At 65.9% G+C, this 23,378-nt stretch carries 15 protein-coding genes and 1 pseudogene; 1 reads left to right on the top strand and 15 read right to left on the bottom strand.

Annotation, left to right across the window (positions count from 1 at the left end; translation table 11 throughout):
- Positions 1-157: 157 nt before the first annotated feature.
- From L6D75_RS26300 to pip, 7 genes are all read right to left on the bottom strand, one after another.
- On the bottom strand, positions 158-892 hold the full coding sequence (locus tag L6D75_RS26300) for an amino acid ABC transporter ATP-binding protein (protein WP_176514053.1): 735 nt from the start codon (positions 890-892) through the stop codon (positions 158-160).
- Positions 885-1,847 carry an amino acid ABC transporter permease gene (locus L6D75_RS26295; RefSeq protein ID WP_176514028.1) on the bottom strand — a complete coding sequence of 321 codons (963 nt, stop codon included), beginning with the start codon at positions 1,845-1,847 and terminating at the stop codon, positions 885-887. Before L6D75_RS26295 ends, L6D75_RS26300 begins: the two co-directional genes overlap by 8 nt.
- Positions 1,848-1,925: 78 nt before the next feature.
- Positions 1,926-2,723, bottom strand: coding sequence for a transporter substrate-binding domain-containing protein (locus L6D75_RS26290; RefSeq protein ID WP_176514055.1), 798 nt, complete (start codon positions 2,721-2,723; stop codon positions 1,926-1,928).
- Between the two features lie 279 nt (positions 2,724-3,002).
- On the bottom strand, positions 3,003-5,576 hold the full coding sequence (gene mdoH / locus L6D75_RS26285; RefSeq protein ID WP_176514031.1) for a glucans biosynthesis glucosyltransferase MdoH: 2,574 nt from the start codon (positions 5,574-5,576) through the stop codon (positions 3,003-3,005).
- Entirely contained in the window at positions 5,569-7,308 is a 1,740-nt protein-coding gene (locus L6D75_RS26280; protein WP_219824858.1) for a glucan biosynthesis protein G, read from the bottom strand. The genes mdoH and L6D75_RS26280 overlap by 8 nt, the downstream gene beginning before the upstream one ends.
- A 263-nt stretch (positions 7,309-7,571) precedes the next feature.
- Positions 7,572-8,009 carry a D-aminoacyl-tRNA deacylase gene (dtd, locus tag L6D75_RS26275; RefSeq protein WP_176514035.1) on the bottom strand — a complete coding sequence of 146 codons (438 nt, stop codon included), beginning with the start codon at positions 8,007-8,009 and terminating at the stop codon, positions 7,572-7,574.
- On the bottom strand, positions 8,006-8,977 hold the full coding sequence (gene pip / locus L6D75_RS26270; RefSeq protein WP_176514037.1) for a prolyl aminopeptidase: 972 nt from the start codon (positions 8,975-8,977) through the stop codon (positions 8,006-8,008). Before pip ends, dtd begins: the two co-directional genes overlap by 4 nt.
- A gap of 147 nt (positions 8,978-9,124) precedes the next feature.
- Here pip and L6D75_RS27670 point away from each other — a divergent pair, with 147 nt between their 5' ends.
- The gene (locus tag L6D75_RS27670; protein ID WP_176514039.1) at positions 9,125-14,656 is read left to right on the top strand and encodes a dermonecrotic toxin domain-containing protein; all 5,532 of its coding nucleotides are present in this window, start codon (positions 9,125-9,127) and stop codon (positions 14,654-14,656) included.
- Between the two features lie 58 nt (positions 14,657-14,714).
- Here L6D75_RS27670 and hutG read toward each other — a convergent pair whose 3' ends face one another.
- The 8 genes and pseudogenes from hutG to L6D75_RS26225 form a co-directional block, all read right to left on the bottom strand.
- Positions 14,715-15,518, bottom strand: coding sequence for an N-formylglutamate deformylase (gene hutG, locus L6D75_RS26260; protein WP_176514041.1), 804 nt, complete (start codon positions 15,516-15,518; stop codon positions 14,715-14,717).
- A gap of 10 nt (positions 15,519-15,528) precedes the next feature.
- Positions 15,529-16,734 carry an imidazolonepropionase gene (hutI, locus tag L6D75_RS26255; protein WP_176514043.1) on the bottom strand — a complete coding sequence of 402 codons (1,206 nt, stop codon included), beginning with the start codon at positions 16,732-16,734 and terminating at the stop codon, positions 15,529-15,531.
- Between the two features lie 150 nt (positions 16,735-16,884).
- Positions 16,885-18,417: a histidine ammonia-lyase gene (gene hutH, locus L6D75_RS26250; RefSeq protein WP_176514045.1), complete on the bottom strand. Its 1,533-nt coding sequence runs from the start codon at positions 18,415-18,417 to the stop codon at positions 16,885-16,887.
- A 20-nt stretch (positions 18,418-18,437) separates the two neighbouring features.
- Positions 18,438-19,961, bottom strand: a complete 1,524-nt coding sequence (gene hutH, locus L6D75_RS26245; protein ID WP_176514047.1) for a histidine ammonia-lyase — start codon at positions 19,959-19,961, stop codon at positions 18,438-18,440.
- Between the two features lie 8 nt (positions 19,962-19,969).
- Positions 19,970-20,800, bottom strand: coding sequence for a quaternary amine ABC transporter ATP-binding protein (locus L6D75_RS26240; protein ID WP_176514049.1), 831 nt, complete (start codon positions 20,798-20,800; stop codon positions 19,970-19,972).
- Entirely contained in the window at positions 20,797-21,648 is an 852-nt protein-coding gene (locus L6D75_RS26235; RefSeq protein ID WP_008098126.1) for an ABC transporter permease, read from the bottom strand. The genes L6D75_RS26240 and L6D75_RS26235 overlap by 4 nt, the downstream gene beginning before the upstream one ends.
- Positions 21,649-21,674: 26 nt before the next feature.
- Positions 21,675-22,643 (bottom strand): ABC transporter substrate-binding protein, encoded by a 969-nt coding sequence (locus L6D75_RS26230; protein WP_176514051.1) that lies wholly within the window; start codon positions 22,641-22,643, stop codon positions 21,675-21,677.
- A gap of 176 nt (positions 22,644-22,819) precedes the next feature.
- Positions 22,820-23,378 (bottom strand): annotated as a pseudogene (locus L6D75_RS26225) (urocanate hydratase); the annotation flags it as partial.

Raw genomic sequence — 23,378 nt, 5'->3', positions numbered from 1 at the left:
ATTCTTTATCGGCGCTTTGGTGAAGGGGTGGGGCGAGGTCTCCCACGGTCTGTACTGCGGCTAACAGTCAGAATCGGCTTTGTCGTCCCACCACCCCTTCGAGTATCACCATACAAGCCGGCTTGCCAGCGATTGGGCTGCAAGGCAGCCCTAGTGGTTACAGCACCTGGCGCAGGAAAGCCTGGGCCCGCGGGTCTCTAGGCGAATCGAAGAACGCCGCCGGCGCCGAGTCTTCCAGCAGCTTGCCGTGATCGAAGAACAGCACGCGGTCCGCCACTTCCCGGGCAAAACCCATTTCGTGGGTCACGCAGACCATGGTCATGCCTTCCTGGGCCAGGGTCTTCATCACATCCAGCACCTCGCCGACCATTTCCGGGTCGAGCGCCGAGGTCGGCTCGTCGAACAGCATCACCTTGGGCTCCATGGCTAGAGCCCGGGCGATCGCCACCCGCTGCTGCTGGCCACCGGAGAGGCGCGACGGGTACTCGTTGGCCTTCTGCGAAATGCCCACCTTCTCCAGCAACGCCCGGGCCTTGGCTTCGCGGTCGGCCTTGTTGCGCTTGCGCACCACCTTCTGTGCCAGGCACAGGTTCTCCAGCACGGTCATGTGCGGGAACAGGTTGAAGTGCTGGAACACCATGCCGACTTCGCGGCGGTAGGCGTTGATGTCGGTCTTCGGGTCGTCCAGGCGCAGGCCGTCGATGGCCACGTGGCCTTCGTCGAAGTGCTCCAGGCCGTTGAGGCAGCGCAGGAAGGTCGACTTGCCCGAACCGGACGGGCCGAGCACCACCACCACTTCGCCCTTGGCCACTTGCGTGGTGACGTTGTCCACCGCGCGCACCACCTGGCCACGGGTGTCGAAGACTTTCAAAAGGTCACGGACTTCAATCACTTTGCGCAAGCCTCCGCTCGAGCCGGCTGGCCAGGTGCGACAGCGGCAGGTTGATCAGCAGGTACAGGCCTGCCACGCAGAACCAGATCTCGAAGGTCGAGAACGAGGTGGTGATGGCCTCGCGGCCGCTCTTGGTCAGTTCGGTGATGGCGATCACCGACACCAGCGAGGTGTCCTTGACCAGGCTGATGAACTGCCCGGCCAGCGGTGGCAGCACGCGCTTGAACGCCTGCGGCAGGATCACGTGGCGCATCGACTGGCTGGCATTGAGGCCCAGCGAGCGCGCGGCTTCGTTCTGGCCCTTGGCGATCGACTGCACGCCGGCACGCACGATTTCGGCCACGTAGGCACCGGTGAACAGCGCCAGCGCCGCCACCCCGGCGAACTCGCGGGAGAGGTTGAGCACCGTGCCGATAAAGAAGTAGAAGATGAAGATCTGCACCAGCAGCGGCGTGCCGCGCACCAGCTCGACATACACCGTCGACAGGTCGCGCAGGGTCGGGTTGTTCGACAGCCGGCACAACCCGGCGAACAGGCCGATCACCAGGCCCAGCGCGCCAGACACCACCGAAAGCCACAAGGTGGTCCACAGGCCCCAGGCCAGCGGGCCAGCCGCCCAGTGGCGGGTCACGCCAATCTGGTCGCCTTCGGCGACGTCGTCACCACGGCTCAGTTGCAGGCTGTCCTTGGCCACGTCGAGCACTTGCTCATCGCCGCTCTCGTCCTTGAGGGTAACGCGCGCGTTATCACCGGAGACGACGATTTCCTGCACCGTGCCGTAGCCGCTGGCACGCTGTACTTCCTCGGCCTTGTAGGCGAAGTACTGCGGTACGCGGTTCCAGCGCCACTCGTAGGACATCATCGAAGTGGCCAGGTACAGGCTGATCGCCAGGCCCACCAGGACCAGCGCGGTCAGCGCGTGCCAGGGCCACTGGGCTTTCTTGTGTTTGATCACGTGGGTACTTCCGTAAATGCGAACGCGCAGGGTTTACCTGCGCGTCGGGGTCAAAGCCTTGGCTTGTGGCCTGGGGCCTTATTCCATTTCCTTCAGCCAGTCCTTGTTCTTGAACCACTTGTCGTGGATACGATCGTAGGTCCCGTCATGCTTGATCTGGTGCAGGAAGTTGTTGATGAAGTTGATGCTGTCGTAGTCGCCCTTCTTCAGGCCGAAGGCCAGCGGCTCGTAGGTGAAGGGTTCTTCGAGGAACAGCAGCTTGCCGGCGCCGGCCTTCTCCACTGCCACCACGTTGTACGGCGCGTCGTAGACGAAGGCATCGGCCTTGCCATTGACCACGTCCATCACCGCTTCCTGCTCGTTGTCGTAGCCGTGGTACTTGGCCTTGGCGATCAGCTTCTTGGAAACCATCTCGCCGGTGGTGCCGAGCTTGGAGGTGATGCGGTACTTCTCGTTGTTCAGGTCCTTGTAGGTCTTGATCTCGCCCGCCAGCTCCTTGCGGATCAGCAGGGTCTGGCCGACCACGATGAAGGGTTCGCTGAAGTTCAGGCGCAGGTTGCGTTCCTGGGTCAGGGTCATGCCGCTGCCGATGATGTCGAACTTGTCGGTCAGCAGGGCCGGGATGATGCCGTCATAGGCAGTGGAAACAGCCTCGAACTTGACGCCCATGGACTTGGCCATGGCTTTGAGGATATCGACCTCGAAGCCGATGATCTCGCCGCGCTTGTTGGTCATCTGGAACGGCATGTAGGTGGGGTCCATGCCCACCCGCAAGGTGCCACGCTTGACCGCGTCGTCGATGGCGCCGGCCTGGGCGCAAGCGACCGCGACCAGCGCGGTGACGCCCACCAGCAGGCGCGAAAGGTATTTCTTCATCATCACCAAGTCCCCTAGCAAGAAAAGTAGCGAATCTTATCGTTGGCTCGGCCAGAACGGCCGGCGTGTTTTATCGGAAAGGGATGCTAACGCATGGCGGCCCTGGGACCTAGAGCCGGGGGGGACTTTGTTGGCCAAAATCCGATTGGGCGGGAATCTTCGCGGGCCCTCATCGCCGGCAAGCCGGCTCCCACAGGTTCACCCCAGTGCTTTGCATCTGTGGGGTGCCTGTGGGAGCCGGCTTGCCGGCGATGGGCCGCAAAGCGGCCCCAGGCTGGATCAGGCGCCGACGAGTGCCGGTTGGCCTTCACTCTCCGGGTGCAGCGGCAGCAGCGGCGAATGCGGGTCGTTGTTGATCGACGCGCGCCACACATCGATCCACGCCGCGTTGTGCTCGGCCCAGACCTGCTCATGCAGGCGGGTCAGCGCCACCGGGTCGCTGAGCAAGGCCAGGCGGGTATTGAGGTCCAGCCCTTTGGGGCCGACTTCCAGCGCCTTGGCCACACGCTCGGCGCGCAGTGCCTCGATCGGTGCCGCCTGGCCATGCCGGGCGGTGGCCATGGCGCAGGCCAGGGCGTTCTGCCGCGGGTCGACCACTGCCCGCACGAAGCCGTCATGCAGGGCATGCCAGCGGTTTTCGTGGGTGTACTGGTCGGTTGCCAGCAACTCCTGCGGGGTCGCGTATTCCTCGGGGATCAGGAACAGCTTCTCGTCCTTGGCCGCCAGGCCCAGGCGGGTGCGGCTGGAGATCACCGAAACCGGGATCGACAGCACCAGCGAGCCGACGATCGGCGCCAGCCACCACAGGAAGCTCGGGTTCAGCCACGCCACTAGGGCAGCCCAGGCAAAGCCCAGCAGGGTTTGCGGGCCATGCCGGCGCACCGCCTCGCTCCATGGCGTGGAGTCGTCGTCACGCTGCGGCGAGTTCCAGGTCGCGGCCCAGCCGAGGAACGCGGCCAGCACGAAGCGGGTGTGGAAGATCATCCGCACCGGCGCCAGCAGCATGGAGAACAGCATCTCCATCAGCATCGACAAGGTGACCTTGATGCGCCCGCCGAACTCGACCGCGCCCTTGGCCCAGATCAGCACGATGCTCAACAGCTTGGGCAGGAACAGCAGCACGATGGTGGTGGAGAACAGCGCAACCGCCTTCTCCGGGTGCCACTGCGGCCACAGCGGGTAGAGCTGGTAGGGCTCGATGAAGTACTGCGGCTCCATCAGCGTGTTGGTCGCCAGCAGCGCGGTCGACAGCACCAGGAAGAAGAACCACAGCGGCGCCGACAGGTACGACATCACCCCGGTGAGGAACACCGCACGGTGCACCGGGTGCATGCCCTTGACCAGGAACAGGCGGAAGTTCATCAGGTTGCCGTGGCACCAGCGGCGGTCGCGCTTGAGCTCGTCGAGCAGGTTGGGCGGCAGCTCTTCGTAGCTGCCCGGCAGGTCGTAGGCGATCCACACGCCCCAGCCGGCGCGGCGCATCAGCGCGGCTTCGACGAAGTCATGGGAAAGAATCGCACCGGCGAACGCACCCTTGCCCGGCAACGGCGCCAGGGCGCAGTGCTCGATGAACGGCTTCATGCGGATGATCGCGTTGTGGCCCCAGTAGTGCGACTCGCCCAACTGCCAGAAGTGCAGGCCGGCGGTGAACAGCGGGCCGTACACGCGGGTGGCGAACTGCTGCATGCGCGCATACAGGGTGTCCATGCCCGAGGCTTTCGGCGCGGTCTGGATGATGCCGGCGTCCGGGTTGGCCTCCATCAGGCGCACCAGGCTGCTCAGGCACTCGCCGCTCATGACGCTGTCGGCGTCGAGCACGACCATGTACTTGTACTCGCCGCCCCAGCGACGGCAGAAGTCGTCGAGGTTGCCGCTCTTGCGCTTCACCCGGCGCCGGCGGCGGCGGTAGAAGATGCGGCCAAAGCCCTTGGTTTCGCGGCACACGTCCAGCCAGGCCTGTTGCTCGGCCACGGCGATGTCGGTGTCGTTGGTGTCGCTGAGCACGAAGAAGTCGAAGCGGTCGAGGTTGCCGCTGGCGGCCACCGACTCGAACGTGGCGCGCAAACCGGCGAATACCCGCGGCACGTCTTCGTTGCAGATCGGCATCACCAGCGCGGTGCGCGCTTCAGGGGCGATCGGCTCGCTGCCGGCACTGCTGCCGGAAATGCGGTACTTGTCACGCCCGGTGAGCAGCTCGAGGAAGCCCATCAGCGCGGTCCAGAAGCCCGCCGACACCCAGCAGAAGAGGATACCGAAGAGAATCAGGATGGACGTCTGCAAGGCATACGGCCAAACCTGCACCACGGTGTCCCACAGTGGCTGGTTGAGCACTTCGTCGAGGTCGACGAACGACCAGCCCTGGTACGGCAGGATGCCCTTCATGTACCAGCCGGCGACGATGGTCTGGCCGATCATCAGGGCCAGCAGGATGTAGCGGCGGATCGAGCCGACCGTGCGCCAGCGCGCCTTGGGCAGCTCGCGCTGCTCCGGCTGCGGGGCGTTGGTGCGGCCGGTCAGGCGCCGCCACATGCGGATCAGCACGTTGGTGCGCCATGGCTCGGGCACGACCTTGGTGCGTTTGATTGGCGGCGCGATCTTCAGGCACAGCCGGCCGCTGCCGTCGACGCCGAGCATTTCGGCGTCTTCCAGCTCGGCGGCGCTGCCCACGGTCAGGCGCGCGCCCACCGAGGCCTGGACGGCCTCGGCGGTGTCGGCGGCAGGGTTTGCCGCCAGGCGTTGGTGCAGCTCACCGAACGACGTGCAGCTGGCGAGTTCCGCGCGCTGCTCATCGCTCAGTGGGAGGTGGGCCAGGTACTCGCCAAGCGATTCTGGCCTTGCGCTTGAGTTACTCATCGGCAGGCAACTGATAGCTCCAGGTCTCGGTCAGCACTTTTTCGGTGGTGGCCGGCGACCCGTTGGTGGGCGCCGCATCGGCGGCAGGTTGTTCGGCCTTGGCTGGCTCCTGCGCCTTGGCGGTTTTTTCGTGCTTGGCGTGCTTGGCAGCGGCCTTGTCCTGCTTGCTTTCCTGGGCAGGCTTGGCCGGCTCGACCGGCACGTCACGTACCAGCGCGGCGCGCATTTCGGTGGCCTTGTTGGCTTCCTTGACCTTCAACCGCAGGGTCAGGCGCCAGCCTTTGGTTTCTGGGTTATAGCGCAGATTGTTCTCGACCACCTCGGCATTGTCGCCGACGCTGATCTGGCTGCGTACCGCGGTGTCTTCCGGCAGGGCGGCCAGGGCCGGGCCTGCGAAGTCGACCAGGAAGGCCACGCTGCCGTCTGGCTGGCGGATCAGGTTGGACTGCTTGACGTCACCGGTGGAGCGCAGGGTCTGCTTGACCCAGCCCAGGTCCGGTGCCTGGAACTGCTGCTCGTCGATGGTCCAGTGCAGGCGGTAGGCGTACTCGATCGGCTTGCCTGGCTCAGGCAGCGTCTCGGGGCTCCAGAAGGCCACGATGTTGTCGTTGGTTTCGTCGGCGGTCGGGATCTCGACCAGGTCGACGGTGCCCTTGCCCCAGTCGCCCTTCGGCTCGATCCAGGCGCTCGGGCGCTTCTGGTAGTTGTCGTCGAGGTCTTCGTAGTCGCTGAAGGCGCGCTGACGCTGCATCAGGCCGAAACCACGCGGGTTCTCGACGCTGAAGTTGCTCACGGCCAGGTGTTTCGGGTTGTTCAGCGGGCGCCACAGCCACTCGCCGTTGGCTGCGTGGATCGACAGGCCTTCGGAGTCATGCAGGGCCGGGCGGTAGTTGAGGACCTTGGACGGCTGGTTGGGGCCGAACAGGTACATGCTGGTCAGCGGCGCGATGCCCAGGCGGCTGACGTGGTCACGCAGGAACACGCGCGACTGCACGTCGACCACGGTGTCGCTGCCCGGACGCAGGATCAGCTTGTAGGCGCCGGTGGAGCGTGGCGAGTCGAGCAGGGCGTAGATCACCAGGTGCTTGTCGGCCGGCTTGGGCTTTTCTACCCAGAACTCGGTGAAGCGCGGGAATTCCTCGCCCGATGGCAGTGCAGTGTCGATCGCCAGGCCACGGGCCGACAGGCCGTACACGTGGCCCTTGCCGACCACGCGGAAGTAGCTGGCCCCCAGCAGGGTCATGATCTCGTCCTGCTTGTCGGCCTTGTTGATCGGGTAGAGCACGCGGAAACCGGCGTAACCCAGGTTCTTGGTGGTTTCCGGGTCGTGCGGCACGTCACCGAACTCGAAGCGGCTCGGGTCGTACTTGATTTCCTCGACCTTGCTCGCCGTGACTTCGTTGATCTTCACCGGCGTGTCGAAATGCATGCCCTGGTGATAGAACGACAGCTTGAACGGGGTCTTGTCCTTGGCCCACTCGGCCTTTTCCTGCAGGAAGTGAATCTTCTGGTAGTCGGCGAATTTCATGTCACGGAAGACTGCCGGCAGATTGCTTTTAGGTGCTTCGTACTTCTGGCCGGCGAGATCCTTTGCCTTGGCTGCAACATCGTCAAGATTGAATGCCCACAGCTGGCCCGCGCTCATCAGGCCGACCAGTGCGACACTGGCCATCAGGGCCTTGCGCAGCCGAGTGCCGGGGATACTTGATGCTTTTTGGGGACTAACAATCACGAGCAACCCTCGCCGAAAACAGATCATGAAACCAACGGCCAGCGACAAATGCCGGGTTGGCGAGCACTGTTCGGACCCCGTGAGGGCGTAATGATTCCCCAAACGGATCCAGACAATGCTCGAGTCAGAGTGAAACGAACCTGCGAACGCAGGCCCACGCAGCGCGCGATTATCCAGCAGGATGCGTTACAACGCATCAGGCTGAACCAACTATTTATCGTACAAAACCCCTTGTTTTCCTATAAACAAAGGGTTTTTTTACCTCATATTTGTAACAGAAATGTCACCGGGCCATCATTGACCAGGTGCACCTGCATGTCAGCCCCGAAACGCCCGCTGCCGACAACCGGGTGCTGGCCCTGGGCTTGCTGCAGCAAGTAGTCGAACAGCTCGGCGCCCAACGCCGGCGGTGCGGCGCTGGAGAAGCTCGGGCGCATGCCGCTGCGGGTGTCGGCGGCCAGGGTGAACTGGGACACCAGCAGCAAGCCGCCGCCCACATCCTTGAGCGACAGGTTCATCTTGCCCTGCTCGTCGCTGAACACCCGGTAGTTGAGCAGCTTGTGCAACAGCTTATCGGCATGCTCGCGGGTATCTTCAGGCTCGACCGCCACCAGCACCAGAAGGCCCTGGTCGATGGCGCCGACGATTTCGCCGGCCACCTCTACCCGCGCGCCGCGCACGCGCTGCAACAGCCCCTTCATGCTTCTTCCAGGGGCAGGTCTAGCAGGCGCCGGGCCATCTGGTCGGCCGCGCGCACCAGCGCGTCGGTGATGCCCGGCTCGGACGCGGCGTGGCCGGCGTCGCGGATCACCTTGAGCTCGCTGTTGGGCCAGGCCTGGTGCAGCGCCCAGGCGTTGTCCAGCGGGCAGATCACGTCGTAGCGGCCATGCACGATCACCGCCGGCAGGTGGGCGATCTTGGGCATGTCGCGGATCAGCTGGTCGGGCTCGAGGAAGGCATCGTTCATGAAGTAGTGGCATTCGATGCGGGCGATCGACAAGGCCCGCTGCGGCTCGGAGAAGCGGTCGACCACCAGCGGGTTGGGGCGCAGGGTGGCGGTGCGGCCCTCCCAGGTGGACCAGGCCTTGGCGGCATGCATCTGGGCGATCTGGTCGTTGCCGGTGAGGCGCTTGTGGAAGGCCTTGACCAGGTCGCCGCGCTCCTCCGCCGGGATCGGCGCGATGTAGTCCTGCCAGTAGTCAGGGAACAGGCGGCTGGCGCCTTCCTGGTAGAACCACTGGATCTCCTGTGGGCGGCACAGGAAGATGCCGCGCAGGATCAGGCCATGCACGCGCTCGGGGTGGGTCTGGGCGTAGGCCAGGGCCAGGGTCGAACCCCACGAGCCACCGAACAGCACCCACTTGTCGATGCCCAGGTGCTTGCGGATGCGCTCCATGTCCTCGACCAGGTGCCAGGTGCTGTTGTTCTCCAGGCTCGCGTGGGGCGTGGAGCGGCCACAGCCGCGCTGGTCGAAGGTGATGATGCGGTACAGGTTGGGGTCGAAGTAGCAACGGCTCTGGGCATCGCAACCCGCGCCCGGGCCACCGTGGATGAACACCACCGGCAGACCTTCTGGCGAGCCGCTCTCATCGACATACAGCACATGCGGCGCTTCCACGGCCAGATCGTGCCGGGCGTAGGGTTTGATCTGCGGGTAGAGGGTCTGCATTGCGCACTCCGTGTGAGGATATTGACTGCCGTTGGGCATCATAAACCTGAATTGCGCTCAGAGCATGTGTCTGACGCTAGATCATGCTACCCACAGGCCCGGCACCGCGCCCGATAGCCTCGCCGCTCCATCAAGCGAGGCTCTCTTATGACCAGCATCCCCCACCCTCAGCAACTGATCAGTGACAAGGCGCCGGCCTGGGTTGCCCACACCAGCCAGCTGGAGCAGCAACACATGCGCGCGGCCCTGGGCGGCGTGCCGCCCTGGTTCGCCAAGGCCGCCCATGCCCAGCCGACGCTCGCCCGCACGCTGGCCGAGGACTACGCGGCCCTTCGCAAGGCGCAACAACAGGCCGATGCGCTGTTCGCCTCGGTCCCCGACCTGGAACAGTTCGCCAGCCAACAGCTGGCGTCGGCCATCGAGGAGCGCTTCGGCCTGCCGCTGGACGTCGCCCGCACCTACCTGTTCAACGCCGCCAAGGCCGAGGCCTACCAGGCGAACATCGAGGGCGACCCGATCGCTGGCGCCCAGCGGGCCTTCAAGCTCGCCACCCAGCCCTTGCTGCACTGTGCCTTGCAGAACTTCGAGGCGGCCGAGGCGCAGCCCGGGGGGCTGGATGGCCAAGCGCTGCAGGCGCTGGTGCTCGACAGCGATGAATTCCATGCCCTGCAACCCACCGGCCAGCCGCTGCCGATCGCCCCGCAGGCCTTTGCCAGCCTGGTGCGCGAGCTGGACCTGGGCGGCCGTTACCAGGCGTTGCTCGAGGCGGCCTACGCACCTGGCGCCGACCAGACGCTCGCCGAGGTGGAACATTGCGCCCTGCGCCTGGAGCTGCACAGGGCCTGCCTGAACGGCATGATCGAGCCACCCCTGCATGAGGCCCTGCTGAAACTCGCCCGCGACGGCGCGGCCGATTATCTGGACAGCCCGCTGCGCTGCGCCTTCCTCAACCTGTTCGGCACGCCCTTTACCGGCGCACTGCTCATAGGCCTCGTGCCCTCCCCCGAGTGGCTGCTGAGCTACGACGTGGCGCGGCTGCCCTACAAGGATGTGCTGGTCACCTACCTGCCCGGTGCACAAGTGCCGCTGAAAGTGCACAACACCGTTCACCAAGCCCAGGCGCACCTGCGTGAACAACTGTGGACCCTGGAGGTGAAACACCTGCAGCAAGGCGTACCGGCCCGCGACAGTGCGCAGTTCATGGAAAAACTGCGCGACTGCCTGCAGCCGATCGACTGGAGCACGGCACAAGCGCCAGCGCACCAGGGCGGCCAGGCCACGCGGATACGCGACCCCGAGGCCTGGGTGGAGGTGACGCTGGAGCCCTTCAATCGGCCGCTGCTGGCCGAACTGGCCCGCCAGAAGCGCCAGCGGCGCCTGGACGATACCGCGTTCCACGCCGTGGCCACCGCGCAGGAAGACCAGAAAAGCGCCGAAAAACGCATGGCCTACTTCGCCCAGCTGGCGTTCGCCGCCTTGAATGTCGGCGCCTTCGTCGTCCCTGGCCTGGGGCCACTGATGCTGGGCTTGTCGTTCATCCAGCTGAGCTACGAGGTGTACGAGGGCGTCGAGCAATGGGCCGAGGGCGATCGCCAGCAAGCCTTCGCCTACCTGATGGACATCGTCGACAACCTCGTGCTCACCGCCGCGCTGGCTGGAGCCGGCGCAGGCACGGACACGCCGGCCGTCGAGCGAATAGCCGTGGAAGTGCCCTCGTTCATCGAAGAGCTCGAACCTGTGGTCATGCCCGATGGCACCGCCCGCCTCTGGCAGCCGGACGTCCAGCCGTTCGCCCACGACATCGTGTTGCCTGCCGGCCTGCAGCCGGATGAATCCGGCCTCTATCAGCATGAAGGCAAGACCTGGCTGGCACTCGATGGCAACACCTATTCGCTCAAGGCTCCCGCCGACGGCGCGGGCTACCGCCTGGAGCACCCGGGCAAGGCGCTGAGCTACGAGCCGCCACTGCGCCACAACGGCGCAGGCGCCTGGCTGCACCCGGCAGACAGGCCCGAACAATGGGGGGAGCTGACGCTGCTGCGCCGTGCCAGTCACCTTGGCGGGCAGTTCGGCGAAGAAACGGCGCGGCGCATTCTGCGTGCCAGCGGCACCGAGGAAGATGCCCTGCGGCGGATACTCTGCGACAACCAGCGCCTGCCCGCGCAACTGGAAGATACCCTGGCGCGCTTCACGCTCTACCAAAGGCTGCAGGCAGCACCCGAGCTGAGCGAGCGCAGCGTGTTTCAGGCGACCTTCGAGCGCCACTACCAGCAGCTGCCCACGCCGCAAGGCCCCGGCGCCGCAGCCATCCAGGCGCGCTACCCGCAGCTTCCGGCGCCCGTAATCGAAGAGCTGCTGCGCCATGCCAGCCCAGCCGAGCTGCAGGACCTGGCCAATGGCAAGGTGCCCCTGCGGCTCGCTGAAGAGATTCGCCCACTGCAGCAGCACATAAGGCTGAACCGCGCCTACGAAGGGCTCTACCTTGAAAAGGTGCGCAACTGGGACAGTGATGTACTGCTCCTGCACACCCTCGAGCAACTTGACGGGTGGCCCGCCGACATACGCATCACCCTGGAACAGCACCAGTACTCGCCAGCCCAGGCCACCCACATCGGCAGCGCTGACGGGCCGGCAGCCACGTCGATCATCCGTGTGCAGGCAGGCTATGTGGTCATGGACCGCCAAAACCCTGAGCAGCTGGTTTCGCTTCACGCCTCGCTGCCTGACGCGGTGTTCGAGGCCTTGACCACCGCGCAGCGCGAGGCACTGGCGGTCGAGAATGCCAGGGCGCTGGAGCACCTGCTTCAACAAGCACCGCCGCTGCCGCGCACGGCCCTGCGCCAGCTGCTGGCCATGCAGAGCGTGCGCCCAGGCTACCGCTCGCCCATGCGCCTGGCCGACGGCCGGCCGGGCTACCCACTGGGCGGCACGCGCCCGCGGGCAACCAGCCTTTCAAGGCACACCTTGCTCAATTCGATCCGCCAGGTCGGCCAGTACGTCCCCGTCCCCCGGCCTGCCGAGCAGGCCCTCACAGCGCTGGAAAACACAAACCTGACCCGCGTGCAGATCGATGAAATGCTCCGGAACCTGCTAAGCCAACGCAACCAGCTGCAAAGCAGCCTGGCCGAGTGGCGAGAGCTGGCAGCCCTGTCGCCGCAGCGGCCCGCAGAAGACTTCGAACGGCTCATGAGCGCCGTCAGCCAGTACTGGTACGACCGCGCCTTCATCGCAGCCAGCGATGCAACCCCGCCACTTCGCCTCGAACGCCTGTCATTGCCGGAATTCCCCCTTCCGCTGCCGGAATTCTTCACCGCCAGCGTGACGGACCTGCAGCTGATCCAGACGTCGCCCGAAAACTATGAAGGCTGGGGCCAGCACGGTCCGCAACTGACCAGCCTGCTTCGCCAGTTCCCTAACCTCAGGACCCTGCAGATCACCCGCCCCTACCACCCGCAAGGCACGCCGTCGCCCTTCCAGTTCAGCTTGCCGGTGATTGCCCAGCAGCTGCCTGCGCTGGAGTCGCTGGAGCTGACCAACCAGAACATCTCGTTGTCCTCGACTGACATCGACAGTTTGGCGGGCCTGCGCCAGCTGCGACGGCTCGACCTGAGCGGCAACCGCTTGTCCGAGCAGTTCGTGCCGTCGTTCGATGAGTTGGCACTGGATTACCTGGGCCTCGACAACATGGGCCTGGACCATTGGCCTGCAGGGCTGGGGCACAACCCGGTGACCCAGGTGCGGCACATCGGCCTGCGCCACAACCAGATCAGGGTGCTGCCGTACTTCCTGCGCGAAAACCGCATCAGCGTCGCCGACCACGCGCTGATCTCGCTGCAGGGCAACCCGCTGTTCGAGGACGATATCCGCCGCGTGATGCTCAGCGCAGACGGCCGCGCCGCGCGCTTCGAGATGGACCAGACGCAGGCTTTTACCAGGCACCTGGCCACGTTGCTGGAGCAACGCCAGCAATTGCGCGATGCCATCGACAACTACGTCAACGCCTCCAGCTCGAGCGCCCCGGTGAGCCAGGCCGTGATGGCTTCGCGCACGCGGATCGCCACCGAACTGAACGCGTTCTGGCACTACCAGGAGGTCGGCCTCACCCGGGCGGCGTTGCGCCTGAGCGATGTTTCCCTGGAGCACTTCCCCAGGTCCTTGCCGCCGTTTTTCAGCGAGCAAGTGCATAACCTTGCGCTGGAGCGGGTCAGCGGCTCGACGGCGCAGCTGGAGGCCTTGCTCAGGCGCTTCCCAAGGGTCACGCGCCTGACCATCGACGATTACGTGCGCGCAGAGCAGACATTACCGACCGCCCTCCTGCGCCTGCCGGGGCTGACCGACATTGCCCTGCGCCGCTCGGGCCTGCTGATCGACCAGCAGGTGCTGGACACCCTCGGCCGCCTGCCCGCGCTCAATTCGCTGGACCTGACCAGCAACCGCATGGGCCCGATCAGCAGCGCGCCCCCGGCCCTGCAGGCGCTGCGCCGGCTGGACCTGAACGGCATGGGGCTGGACGCATGGCCGGCCTGGGTGGACAGCCTGCTGCCCCTGGAAATGCTCGACCTCAGTGACAACCGGCTCACCGACCTGCCCCCGCACATCCTGGCCAACCTGGACCACGACTTCCCCATCAGCTCGATCCTGCTGTTCGGCAACCCGCTGACCGAAGAAACCGTCAGCCGTGCCCGAGCCTCGTCGGACAGCCAACGCAATGTCACCTTCGCCATCGACCTGTCGGACAGCATGAGCGACTCATCGGATGAAGGCATGTTCGCCGGCGGCCATTTCCACCTGCCCTTCCTCGACCCTATCGCCGACCTGCCCAATGTGAATGACTGGCTGCTTGCCTCGGACGTGGAGAACGAGAGCCTGCGCGATTGCTGGGCCACCCTGCAGACGATGCCCGAAGCCGAAAACCTCCTGGCCCTGGTCGGGCGCCTGCGCAATTCGGCGCCCTACCAGAACGGCAAGACGCGCGTGGCGCTGTGCGAACGGGTGCGCAAGATACTGGTGAGCGCGGTGGTCGACCCGGACGACCTGGCGCTGTTCAGCCACCAGGCCAGGGAAGCGTTGCTGCAGGACAATGGCGACCAGACGTGCCACGACGGCGCTTTGCTGGTGTTCCAGAACATCGAGCTGTTCATCGCCAACCGGCGCCTGCAGATCGATGCCGCAGACACCGAGGCCAACCTCTATCGCGAACTGCGCCGCCTGTACCGCCTGCAGGCCCTGGATGACGTCGCCAAGAGCGAAGCGGCCAACAGGGACGAGGCAGAAGTGCGCCTCACTTATCGTCGGGAGTTGAACGCGATGCTGGAACTGGGCCAGCCCGACGACACCCTGCGCTATGCGATCAAGGCCAATATCGATGAGCTGGCTCATGCCGAACTGCAAGTGCAGCGAGGCGAGCTGGGCGAGGGCTTCCTGAATTTTGCCGCAGGCAACGAACGCTGGGTCCAGCACCTGCGCCAGGCCCATGCCCAGCGTTTTGCCGAGATCGAACAGGCCTACCAGGAGCAGGTGACAGCCTTGCCCGACCAGTACCCGGACAGGCCGCTCGAGGCGCTCGAAGAGCAGTTCAAGGCGCTGGAACGCAGCAAGCAGGCACGTGAAGCCCGCCTGATTCGCGAACTCACGTCATTTGCAAACCCCGATCGCCGGCCGCGCTCATCCACAGAGTAAGCCCCTCGCCCGCCTGCGCGGCTGCTGTTCACAGGCCGCGCAGGTTCCGCTCAAACACCTAGCGAGCGTAACGCTCGCGGCCCCACGCCAGCGCGGTTTCCAGCAACGTGCGCAGCACCGCCTGGGTGGGCTGCGCCAGGTCCTGGCGATAGGCGAAAGGCTCGACCTCTTCCATGTAGGTGCTTTGCGCCAGCTCCAGCTGCACCGCATGGACATGCCGGGCCGGGTCGCCGTAATGGCGGGTGATGTGGCCGCCCTTGAAACGCCCGTTGAGCACATGCGTGTAGGCCCGCGCCTGGGCACAAACGCCTTGCAGCCGCTCGGCCAGTTCAGGGTCGCAGCTGGCACCGTTGAAGGTACCCAGGTTGAAGTCGGGCAGCTTGCCCTCGAACAGATGCGGGATCAGCGAACGGATCGAGTGGGCATCCCACAGCAGGGCATAGCCGAATTCGGCGCGCAGGCGCGCCAGCTCGTTTTCAATGGTCTGGTGGTAGGGCCGCCAGATCTGTTCCAGGTAGGTTTTGCGCGCGTCGGCGGGCGGCACCTGGCCTTCCTTGAACAGCGCCTCGCCCTCGAACAGCGTGGCCGGGTACAGGCCGGTGGTGGCGCCGGCGTACAGCGGTTTGTCGTCATCGGGCCGGTTCAGGTCGATGACGAAGCGCGAATACTCCGCCGCCACCACGCTGGCCCCAAGCTCGCGGGCGAAATCGTACAGGCGCGGGATATGCCAGTCGGTGTCGGGCAGGCTGCGCGCCTCGTCCACCAGGCCATCGCGCACGGCCGGGGTCAGTTGCAGGCCCGCGTGGGGCATGCTGATCAGCAGGGGCAAACGGCCCTGGTGGAAACTCAATACCTTGTCCATCTCGCCTCGCTCAGTTGGAGATTTCGTGGCCCTTGCGCACCACGCGCTTGGGCAGGTCGCCGCCCAGCCAGTAGGCCAGGTCAGCGGGGCGCTCGATCTGCCAGGCGACGAAGTCGGCGACCTTGCCGGCCTCCAGCGACCCATGGCTGTGGCCCAGGCCCAGGGCCGTGGCGGCATGCACGGTGACGCCGGCCAGGGCTTCTTCCGGGGTCATGCGAAACAGCGTGCAGCCCATGTTCAGCATCAGCCGCAGGGACAGCCCAGGCGAAGTGCCGGGGTTGAGGTCGCTGGCCAGGGCGATTTTCACCCCGTGGCGGCGCAAGGCCTCCATCGGCGGCAGCTGGGTTTCGCGCAGGAAGTAGAAGGCGCCCGGCAACAGCACGGCAACGGTGCCAGCCTTGGCCATGGCCATGGCATCTTCTTCGGTCATGAATTCCAGGTGGTCGGCAGACAACGCCTGGTAGCGCGCGGCCAGGCTGGAGCCGTGCAGCGACGACAGCTGCTCGGCATGCAGCTTGACCGGCAGGCCCAGCTCGCGTGCCTTGATGAACAGCCGCTCGACCTGCGCCGGGGAAAACGCCAGGTGCTCGCAGAAGGCGTCGACCGCATCCACCAGCCCTTCTTCGGCCAGGGCCGGGAGCATTTCATCGCAGATGTGCGCGATGTAGTCGTCCGCCCGGCCGGCGTATTCCGGCGGCAAGGCATGGGCGGCCAGGCAGGTGGCGCGCACGGCCAGCGGCAGCTCCTCGGCCAGGCGCCGGGCCACGCGCAGCATCTTGCGCTCGTTGGCCAGGTCCAGGCCGTAGCCGGACTTGATCTCGAGGGTGGTCACGCCGTCGCGCATCAGCGCCTGCACGCGCTGGCGGGCGCTGGCGAACAGTTCGTCTTCGCTGGCGGCGCGGGTGGCGCGCACGGTGCTGGCGATGCCGCCACCCTGGGCGGCGATCTCGGCATAGCTCACGCCCTGCAGGCGCTGCTCGAACTCACCGCTGCGGTTACCGCCGAACACCGCGTGGGTGTGGCAGTCGATCAGGCCCGGGGTGACCCAGGCGCCATTGAGGCCGACCGTGCGGGCGAAATCCAGCGACGGCAGGTCAGCGCGCGGGCCGATCCACTCGATCAGGCCGGCGTTGCTGACGATGGCGGCGTCCTCGATGACCGAGTAGCTGCCCTGGGCCATGGTGGCCGCGTGGCAATGCTGCCAGAGGGTTCTCATACACAAACTCCGATGTTCATCGCTGTTCTGCCGGGGCACTTGTGGGAGCTGTGGGAGCCGGCTTGCCGGCGATCACCGGCACAGCCGGTGCCATGCTCCGCGGTGCATTCATCGCCGGCAAGCCGGCTCCCACATCTGCCCTGGCCGCGTTTACAGGCTTGGCAACACGCCGGCCGGCAACAGCGCGGTCAGCTTGCCTTCGGCCAGCAAGGCACTGGCCGCCTCGATATCCGGCGAGAAGAAGCGGTCATGGTCGTAGTGCGGCACCTCGCGGCGCAGCACCTGGCGCGCCTGCTCCAGCTTCACCGAGGTTTTCAGCCCCTCGCGCAGGTCCAGGCCCTGGCAGGCGCCGAGCCATTCGATGGCCAATACGCCCCGGGTGTTCTCGGCCATTTCCCACAAGCGCTTGCCGGCAGCCGGGGCCATCGACACGTGGTCTTCCTGGTTGGCCGAAGTCGGCAGGCTGTCGACGCTGTGGGGGTGCGACAGCGCCTTGTTCTCGCTGGCCAGGGCCGCTGCGGTGACCTGGGCGATCATGAAGCCGGAGTTGACCCCGCCGTTTTCCACCAGGAACGGTGGCAACTGCGACATGTGCTTGTCCATCATCAGCGAGATGCGCCGCTCGCTCAGCGCGCCGATTTCGGCAATCGCCAGGGCCAGGTTGTCGGCGGCCATGGCCACTGGCTCGGCGTGGAAGTTGCCGCCCGACACCACATCGCCTTCGGCGGCGAACACCAGCGGGTTGTCCGACACAGCGTTGGCCTCGACGCCCAGCACTTCGGCAGCCTGGCGCAACTGGGTCAGGCAGGCGCCCATGACCTGCGGCTGGCAGCGCAGCGAGTACGGGTCCTGAACCTTGCCGCAGTGCTTGTGCGACTGCGACACCTCGGTGGACTCGCCCAGCAGGTCGCGGAAACACGCCGCAGTATCGATCTGGCCAAGCTGGCCACGGGCGGCATGGATGCGCGCATCGAATGGCGAACGCGAACCCAGCACGGCCTCCACCGTCAGGCCGCCGCAGGCAATGGCGGCGGCAAACAAGTCTTCGGCCTGGAACAGGCCACGCAAGGCGTAGGCGGTGGAAGCCTGGGTGCCGTTGAGCAGCGCCAGGCCTTCCTTGGCGGCCAGCGTCAGCGGCTCGAGGCCGGCCACGGCCAGGGCTTCATTGGCAGGCAGCCATTCACCCCGGTAGCGCGCCTTGCCTTCGCCAAGCAGCACCAGCGACATGTGCGCCAGCGGCGCCAGGTCGCCGGAAGCGCCCACCGAGCCCTTGAGCGGGATGTGCGGGTAGACCTCGGCGTTGACCAGGGCGATCAGCGCATCGATGACCTTGCGGCGAATGCCGGAAAAACCACGGCCCAGGCTGTTGATCTTCAGCACCATGATCAAGCGCACCATGGCGTCGTCCAGCGGCGCGCCGATGCCGGCGGCGTGGGACAGCACCAGCGAGCGCTGCAGGTTTTCCAGGTCATGGCTGGCGATGCGGGTCGAGGCCAGCAGGCCGAAACCTGTGTTGATGCCGTAGGCCGTGCGGTCTTCGGCGATGATCCGCTCGACGCAGGCGACGCTGGCATCGATGGCAGCGCCAGCACTGGCATCCAGGCTCAGCTGCACCGGCGCCAGGTGGATACGGCGCAGCTGGGCCAGGGTCAGGCGGCCGGGCACGAGGTTCAACGCTTCCATGTTCAGACTCCTTTGCGTGTTCAGTGCAGCGCCGGCAGCACCGGCTGCGGCCCTTGCGAAGCTTTCAGAAGCGCGGCGGCGCGGGCGATGTCGGGGGCCAGCCAGCGGTCTTCCAAGTAGGCCGGCACCTGTTCGCGCAGCAGGCGCCAGGCGGCCTCGGTGCCGGCGCCGAAGCGCTGCTCCTTGAGGAATTCGAAGGCCTGGGCGGCCAGCAGGTATTCGATGGCCAGGACCTGCGTGCAGTTCTCCAGCACCTGGTGCAGCTTGAGCGCGGCATTGGTGCCCAGGCTCAGGTGGTCTTCCTGCAGGCCCGAGGTCACGTAGTTGTCGAGCACCGCCGGTTGCGCCAGCTGGCGGTTCTGCGCGCACAGCGAGGCGGCCACGTACTGGGCGATCATCATCCCCGAGTTGACCCCTGGGTTGCTCACCAGGAACGCCGGCAGGCCACTGACCAGCGGGTTGACCAGGCGATCCAGGCGGCGCTCGGCGATCGAGCCGATCTCGGCCATGGCGATCGCCAGCAGGTCGGCGGCCATGGCCACCGACTGGCCGTGGGGGTTGGCCTGGGAGACCACCCGGAAGTCGCCTGGGGTGCCCAGCAGCAGCGGGTTGTCGTTGGCGCCGTTGAGCTCCGCCTCGATCTGCCGGGCGGCGTGGGCCAACTGGTCGCGGGCGGCGCCGTGCACCTGCGGGATGGAGCGGATGCTCAGGGCGTCCTGGGTGCGGATGCCTTTGCTGGAGGCGATCACTTCGCTGCCCGCGAGCAGGGCGCGCAGGTTCTCGCCCACCACCTGCATGCCCGGGTGCGGCTTGAGCGCGATGATTTCAGGGTCGAAGGCGGCGATCTGCCCACGCAGGGCCTCGAAGCTCATGGCGCCGATCACGTCGGCCCATTGCAGCAGGCGGCTGGCATCGTCCAGCGCCAGGCTGGCCAAACCGGTCATGCACGGCGTGCCATTGACCAGGCACAGGCCGTCCTTGGCGCCCAGCTGCACCGGCTCCAGGCCTTCGGCGGCCAGCGCTGCGGCGGCCTCGACGACCTGCCCGCGGTAGCTGACCTTGCCGATGCCCAGCAGGCAGACGCCGACGTGGGCCATGTGGGTCAGGTAACCCACCGAGCCCTGGGACGGCACCTGCGGGGTGATGCCGTGGTTGAGCAGCGCCAGCAGCGCCTCGACCACGCCGCGCTGGATCCCGGACTTGCCGTGGCTGTAGTTGGCGACGGCAGCGCAGATGATCGCCCGCGCCTGCTCATCGGGCAGCGCCGGGCCGACGCCGCAGGCGTGGCTGAGCAGGGTATTGCGCGACAGCGCCGCGAGCTGTTCGCCCTGCAAGGATACGTTGCACAGCGCACCGAGCCCGGTGTTGACGCCATAAGCGCGCTCACCGCTGTCGACGATATGGCGCACGATGGCCTGGGCGTTGTCGATGCGCGCCCACACCTGCGGCGCCAGCTCCAGGCGCGCGCCATGGCGGGCCACGGCGGCGATGTCCTGCCAGCGCAGCGCGGCGCCGGTGATGACCACGGTTGCAACTTGCGACATGGGGCTCCTCATACCGCGACCGCGCGGCGCTGGACGAAGCGGTCGACATACTCGTCGGCCGGGTTGTGAAGGATCTGCTGCGGCGTGCCAACCTGGATCAGGCGGCCGTCCTTGAGAATGGCGATGCGGTTGCCGATGCGCACCGCCTCGTCCAGGTCGTGGGTGATGAACACGATGGTCTTGTGCAGGGTCTTCTGCAGCTCCAGCAGCTGGTCCTGCATTTCGGCGCGGATCAGCGGGTCGAGGGCGCTGAACGCCTCATCCATGAGGATGATGTCGGTGTCCGCCGCCAGCGCCCGGGCCAGGCCCACACGTTGGCGCATGCCGCCGGAGAGCTGGTGCGGGTACTTCTTCTCGTAGCCCTTCAGGCCCACGGTCTCGATCCACTGCATGGCACGCTCGGCGCACAGCTGCTTGCTCTCGCCGCGCACCTTCAGGCCATAGGCGACGTTGTCCAGCACGTTGCGGTGCGGCAGCAGGCCGAAGCTCTGGAACACCATGCTGATCTTGCGCCGGCGAAATTCGCGCAGGGCCTGCATGTCGTACTGCAGGATGTCTTCGCCATCGACCAGGATCTGCCCGCTGGTGGGGTCGATCAGGCGGTTGAAGTGGCGCACCAGGGTCGACTTGCCCGAGCCGGACAGGCCCATGATGACGAAGATCTCGCCGCTGCCGATCGACAGCGACAGGTCGTTGACCCCGACCACGCAGCCGGTCTGCGCCAGCACCTGCTCCTTGCCCTGCTGGTTGCGGATCATCTGCAGGGCCTCGTCGGCACGGTCGCCGAAGATCTTGAAGACGTTCTTCACTTCGATCTTGCTGATCGCCTGCGTGCTCATTTGCTCACCTCATGGCGTGGCCGGCCGTAGGCCTGGGTAATGCGGTCGATCACCACCGCGAGAATGACGATGGCCAGGCCCGCTTCCAGGCCGCGGCCGACGTTGAGGGTCTGGATGCCCACCAGCACGTCTTCGCCCAGGCCACGGGCGCCGATCATCGAGGCGATCACCACCATCGACAGGGCCATCATGGTGGTCTGGTTGATGCCGGCCATGATGCTAGGCAGCGCCAGCGGCAGCTGCACGCCGAACAGTTGCTGCCAGCGGTTGGCGCCGAAGGCGTTGATCGCCTCCATCACCTCGCCATCCACTTGGCGAATCCCCAGGTCGGTGAGGCGGATCAGCGGCGGTGCGGCGTAGATCACCGTAGCGAAGATCGCCGGCACCTTGCCCAGGCCGAACAGCATCAGCACCGGGATCAGGTACACGAAGCTGGGCATGGTCTGCATGATGTCGAGCAGCGGCATCAGCACCGCCCGCAGGCGGTTGCTGCGCGCCGAGAGGATGCCCAGCGGGATGCCCACCAGCACCGAGATCAGCGTGGCCACCAGCATCAGCGCCAGGGTCTGCATCAGCTTGTCCCACAGGCCGACGGCGCCGACCAGGAACAGCAACCCGGTGATGACCAGGGTTGGCAGGATGCGCCGGGTGGCGTGCCAGGCGATCAGCGCCACCACGCCGAGCATCAGCCACCAGGGGGTGGCGCGCAGGGCGCCTTCGAGGCTGACGATGGCCCACAGCAGGGTGTCGGAAATGTGCCGGAACACGTCGCCATAGTTGGTCACCAGGGCGTCGACCCAACCGTTGACCCAGTCGGCGATGGAAAATGTCAGGTTGTCAGGAAACATAGGTTCCACTCATCAGCTGTGGACGCTCAAAGCGCCGCGTTGATCTTCTTGGCAGCCTCATCGCTGACCCAGGCCTGCCAGACTTCAGGATGTTCCTTGAGGAACGCCTTGGCCAGTGCGGGCGACTCGATGCGCTCCTTGGTCATGCGTGCCAGGTTCTGGTTCAGCAGGTCGATCGGCAGGTTGACCTTCTCCAGCACCGCGACCAGCTCGGGAGCTTGCTCGTGGAAGGTCTTGGACAGGCCGACCTTGATCGACACCGATTTATCCACACCCGGTTTTTCCTGCAGCTTGACCAGGTCGACCTGGCCCATCAGCGGGGTTGGGGTCCAGTAGTAGAACAGAATAGGCTCGCCGCGCTTGTAGCTCGACAGTACCGCGGCATCCAGCGCCGGGCCGGTGCCGGGGCGGAAGTTGGTGTAGCTGCTTTCCAGGCCGTAGTCCTTGAGCATCTGGCTGTTGTCCAGCTCGCAGGTCCAGCCGGCCGGGCAGTTGTAGAAGCGGCCTTTGCTCGGCTCTTCCTGGTCCTTGAAGACGCTGGCGTACTTGGCCAGGTCGGCGACATTCTTCAGGTCCGGCGCCTTGGCTTCGAGCTTGCGCTTGGCGTCGCCTTCGATCACGTAACGGGGCACGTACCAGCCCTCCTCCGCGCCCAGCACCGGGGCGCCGACGCCGACCACCTTGCCGGCGGCCTCGGCCTTCTTCCAGACCTCGCTGCGGCCGACCCACTCTTCGGCGAACACCTGGATATCGTTGGTGCCCAGGGCGTTTTCCATGGTGATGGAGTTGCCGGGCAGGCTATCGGTCTCGCAGCCGTAGCCGTTCTTCAATACGAATTGCATCACGTCGGTCAGCAGCATGCCGCTTTCCCAGTTCAGCCCGGCGAACTTCACCGGCTTGCCAGACTCGCACCAGCCAGCCGCCTGGCTGCTGCCGGCGAAGCCGAGCAGGCCAAGGGTGAATAGCGAGGCAAGCAAGGTCTTGTTGGTTTTCATTGCGTGACGCTCCCAAACTTGAAAGTGGAAATCGGCAGTCCTTGCAAGGAAATGCTGGGTTTGGGGGCCGCTGCGCGGCCCTTTCGCGACACAAGGCCGCTCCTACAGACGACCGCGCTTCCCTGTAGGAGCGGCCTTGTGTCGCGAAAGGGCTGCAAAGCAGCCCCCAATCCAGGTCAGCCAGTAATCATCGGCAGGTTCAACCCCTGCTCTTTGGCACAATCGATTGCAATCTGGTACCCCGCATCAGCATGGCGCATCACCCCGGTGGCCGGGTCGTTGGTCAGCACGCGAGCAATTCGCTCAGCCGCCTCATCAGTACCGTCGCAAACAATCACCATGCCAGAGTGCTGCGAGAAGCCCATGCCGACACCGCCGCCGTGGTGCAGGGAGACCCAGGTCGCGCCGCTGGCAGTGTTGAGCAGGGCATTGAGCAGCGGCCAGTCGGACACGGCATCGGAGCCATCCTGCATGGCTTCGGTTTCACGGTTGGGGCTGGACACCGAACCGGAGTCCAGGTGGTCGCGGCCGATCACGATCGGCGCCGACAGCTCGCCGCTGCGCACCATTTCGTTGAACGCCAGGCCCAGCTTGGCGCGCAGGCCCAAGCCAACCCAGCAGATGCGCGCCGGCAGGCCCTGGAAGCTGATGCGCTCGCGGGCCATGTCCAGCCAGCGGTGCAGGTGGGCGTCGTCGGGGATCAGTTCCTTGACCTTGGCGTCGGTCTTGTAGATG

The organism is Pseudomonas faucium (assembly GCF_021602585.1).
GTDB lineage: Bacteria > Pseudomonadota > Gammaproteobacteria > Pseudomonadales > Pseudomonadaceae > Aquipseudomonas > Aquipseudomonas faucium.
This window is presented reverse-complemented; position numbering and strand designations above follow the sequence as displayed.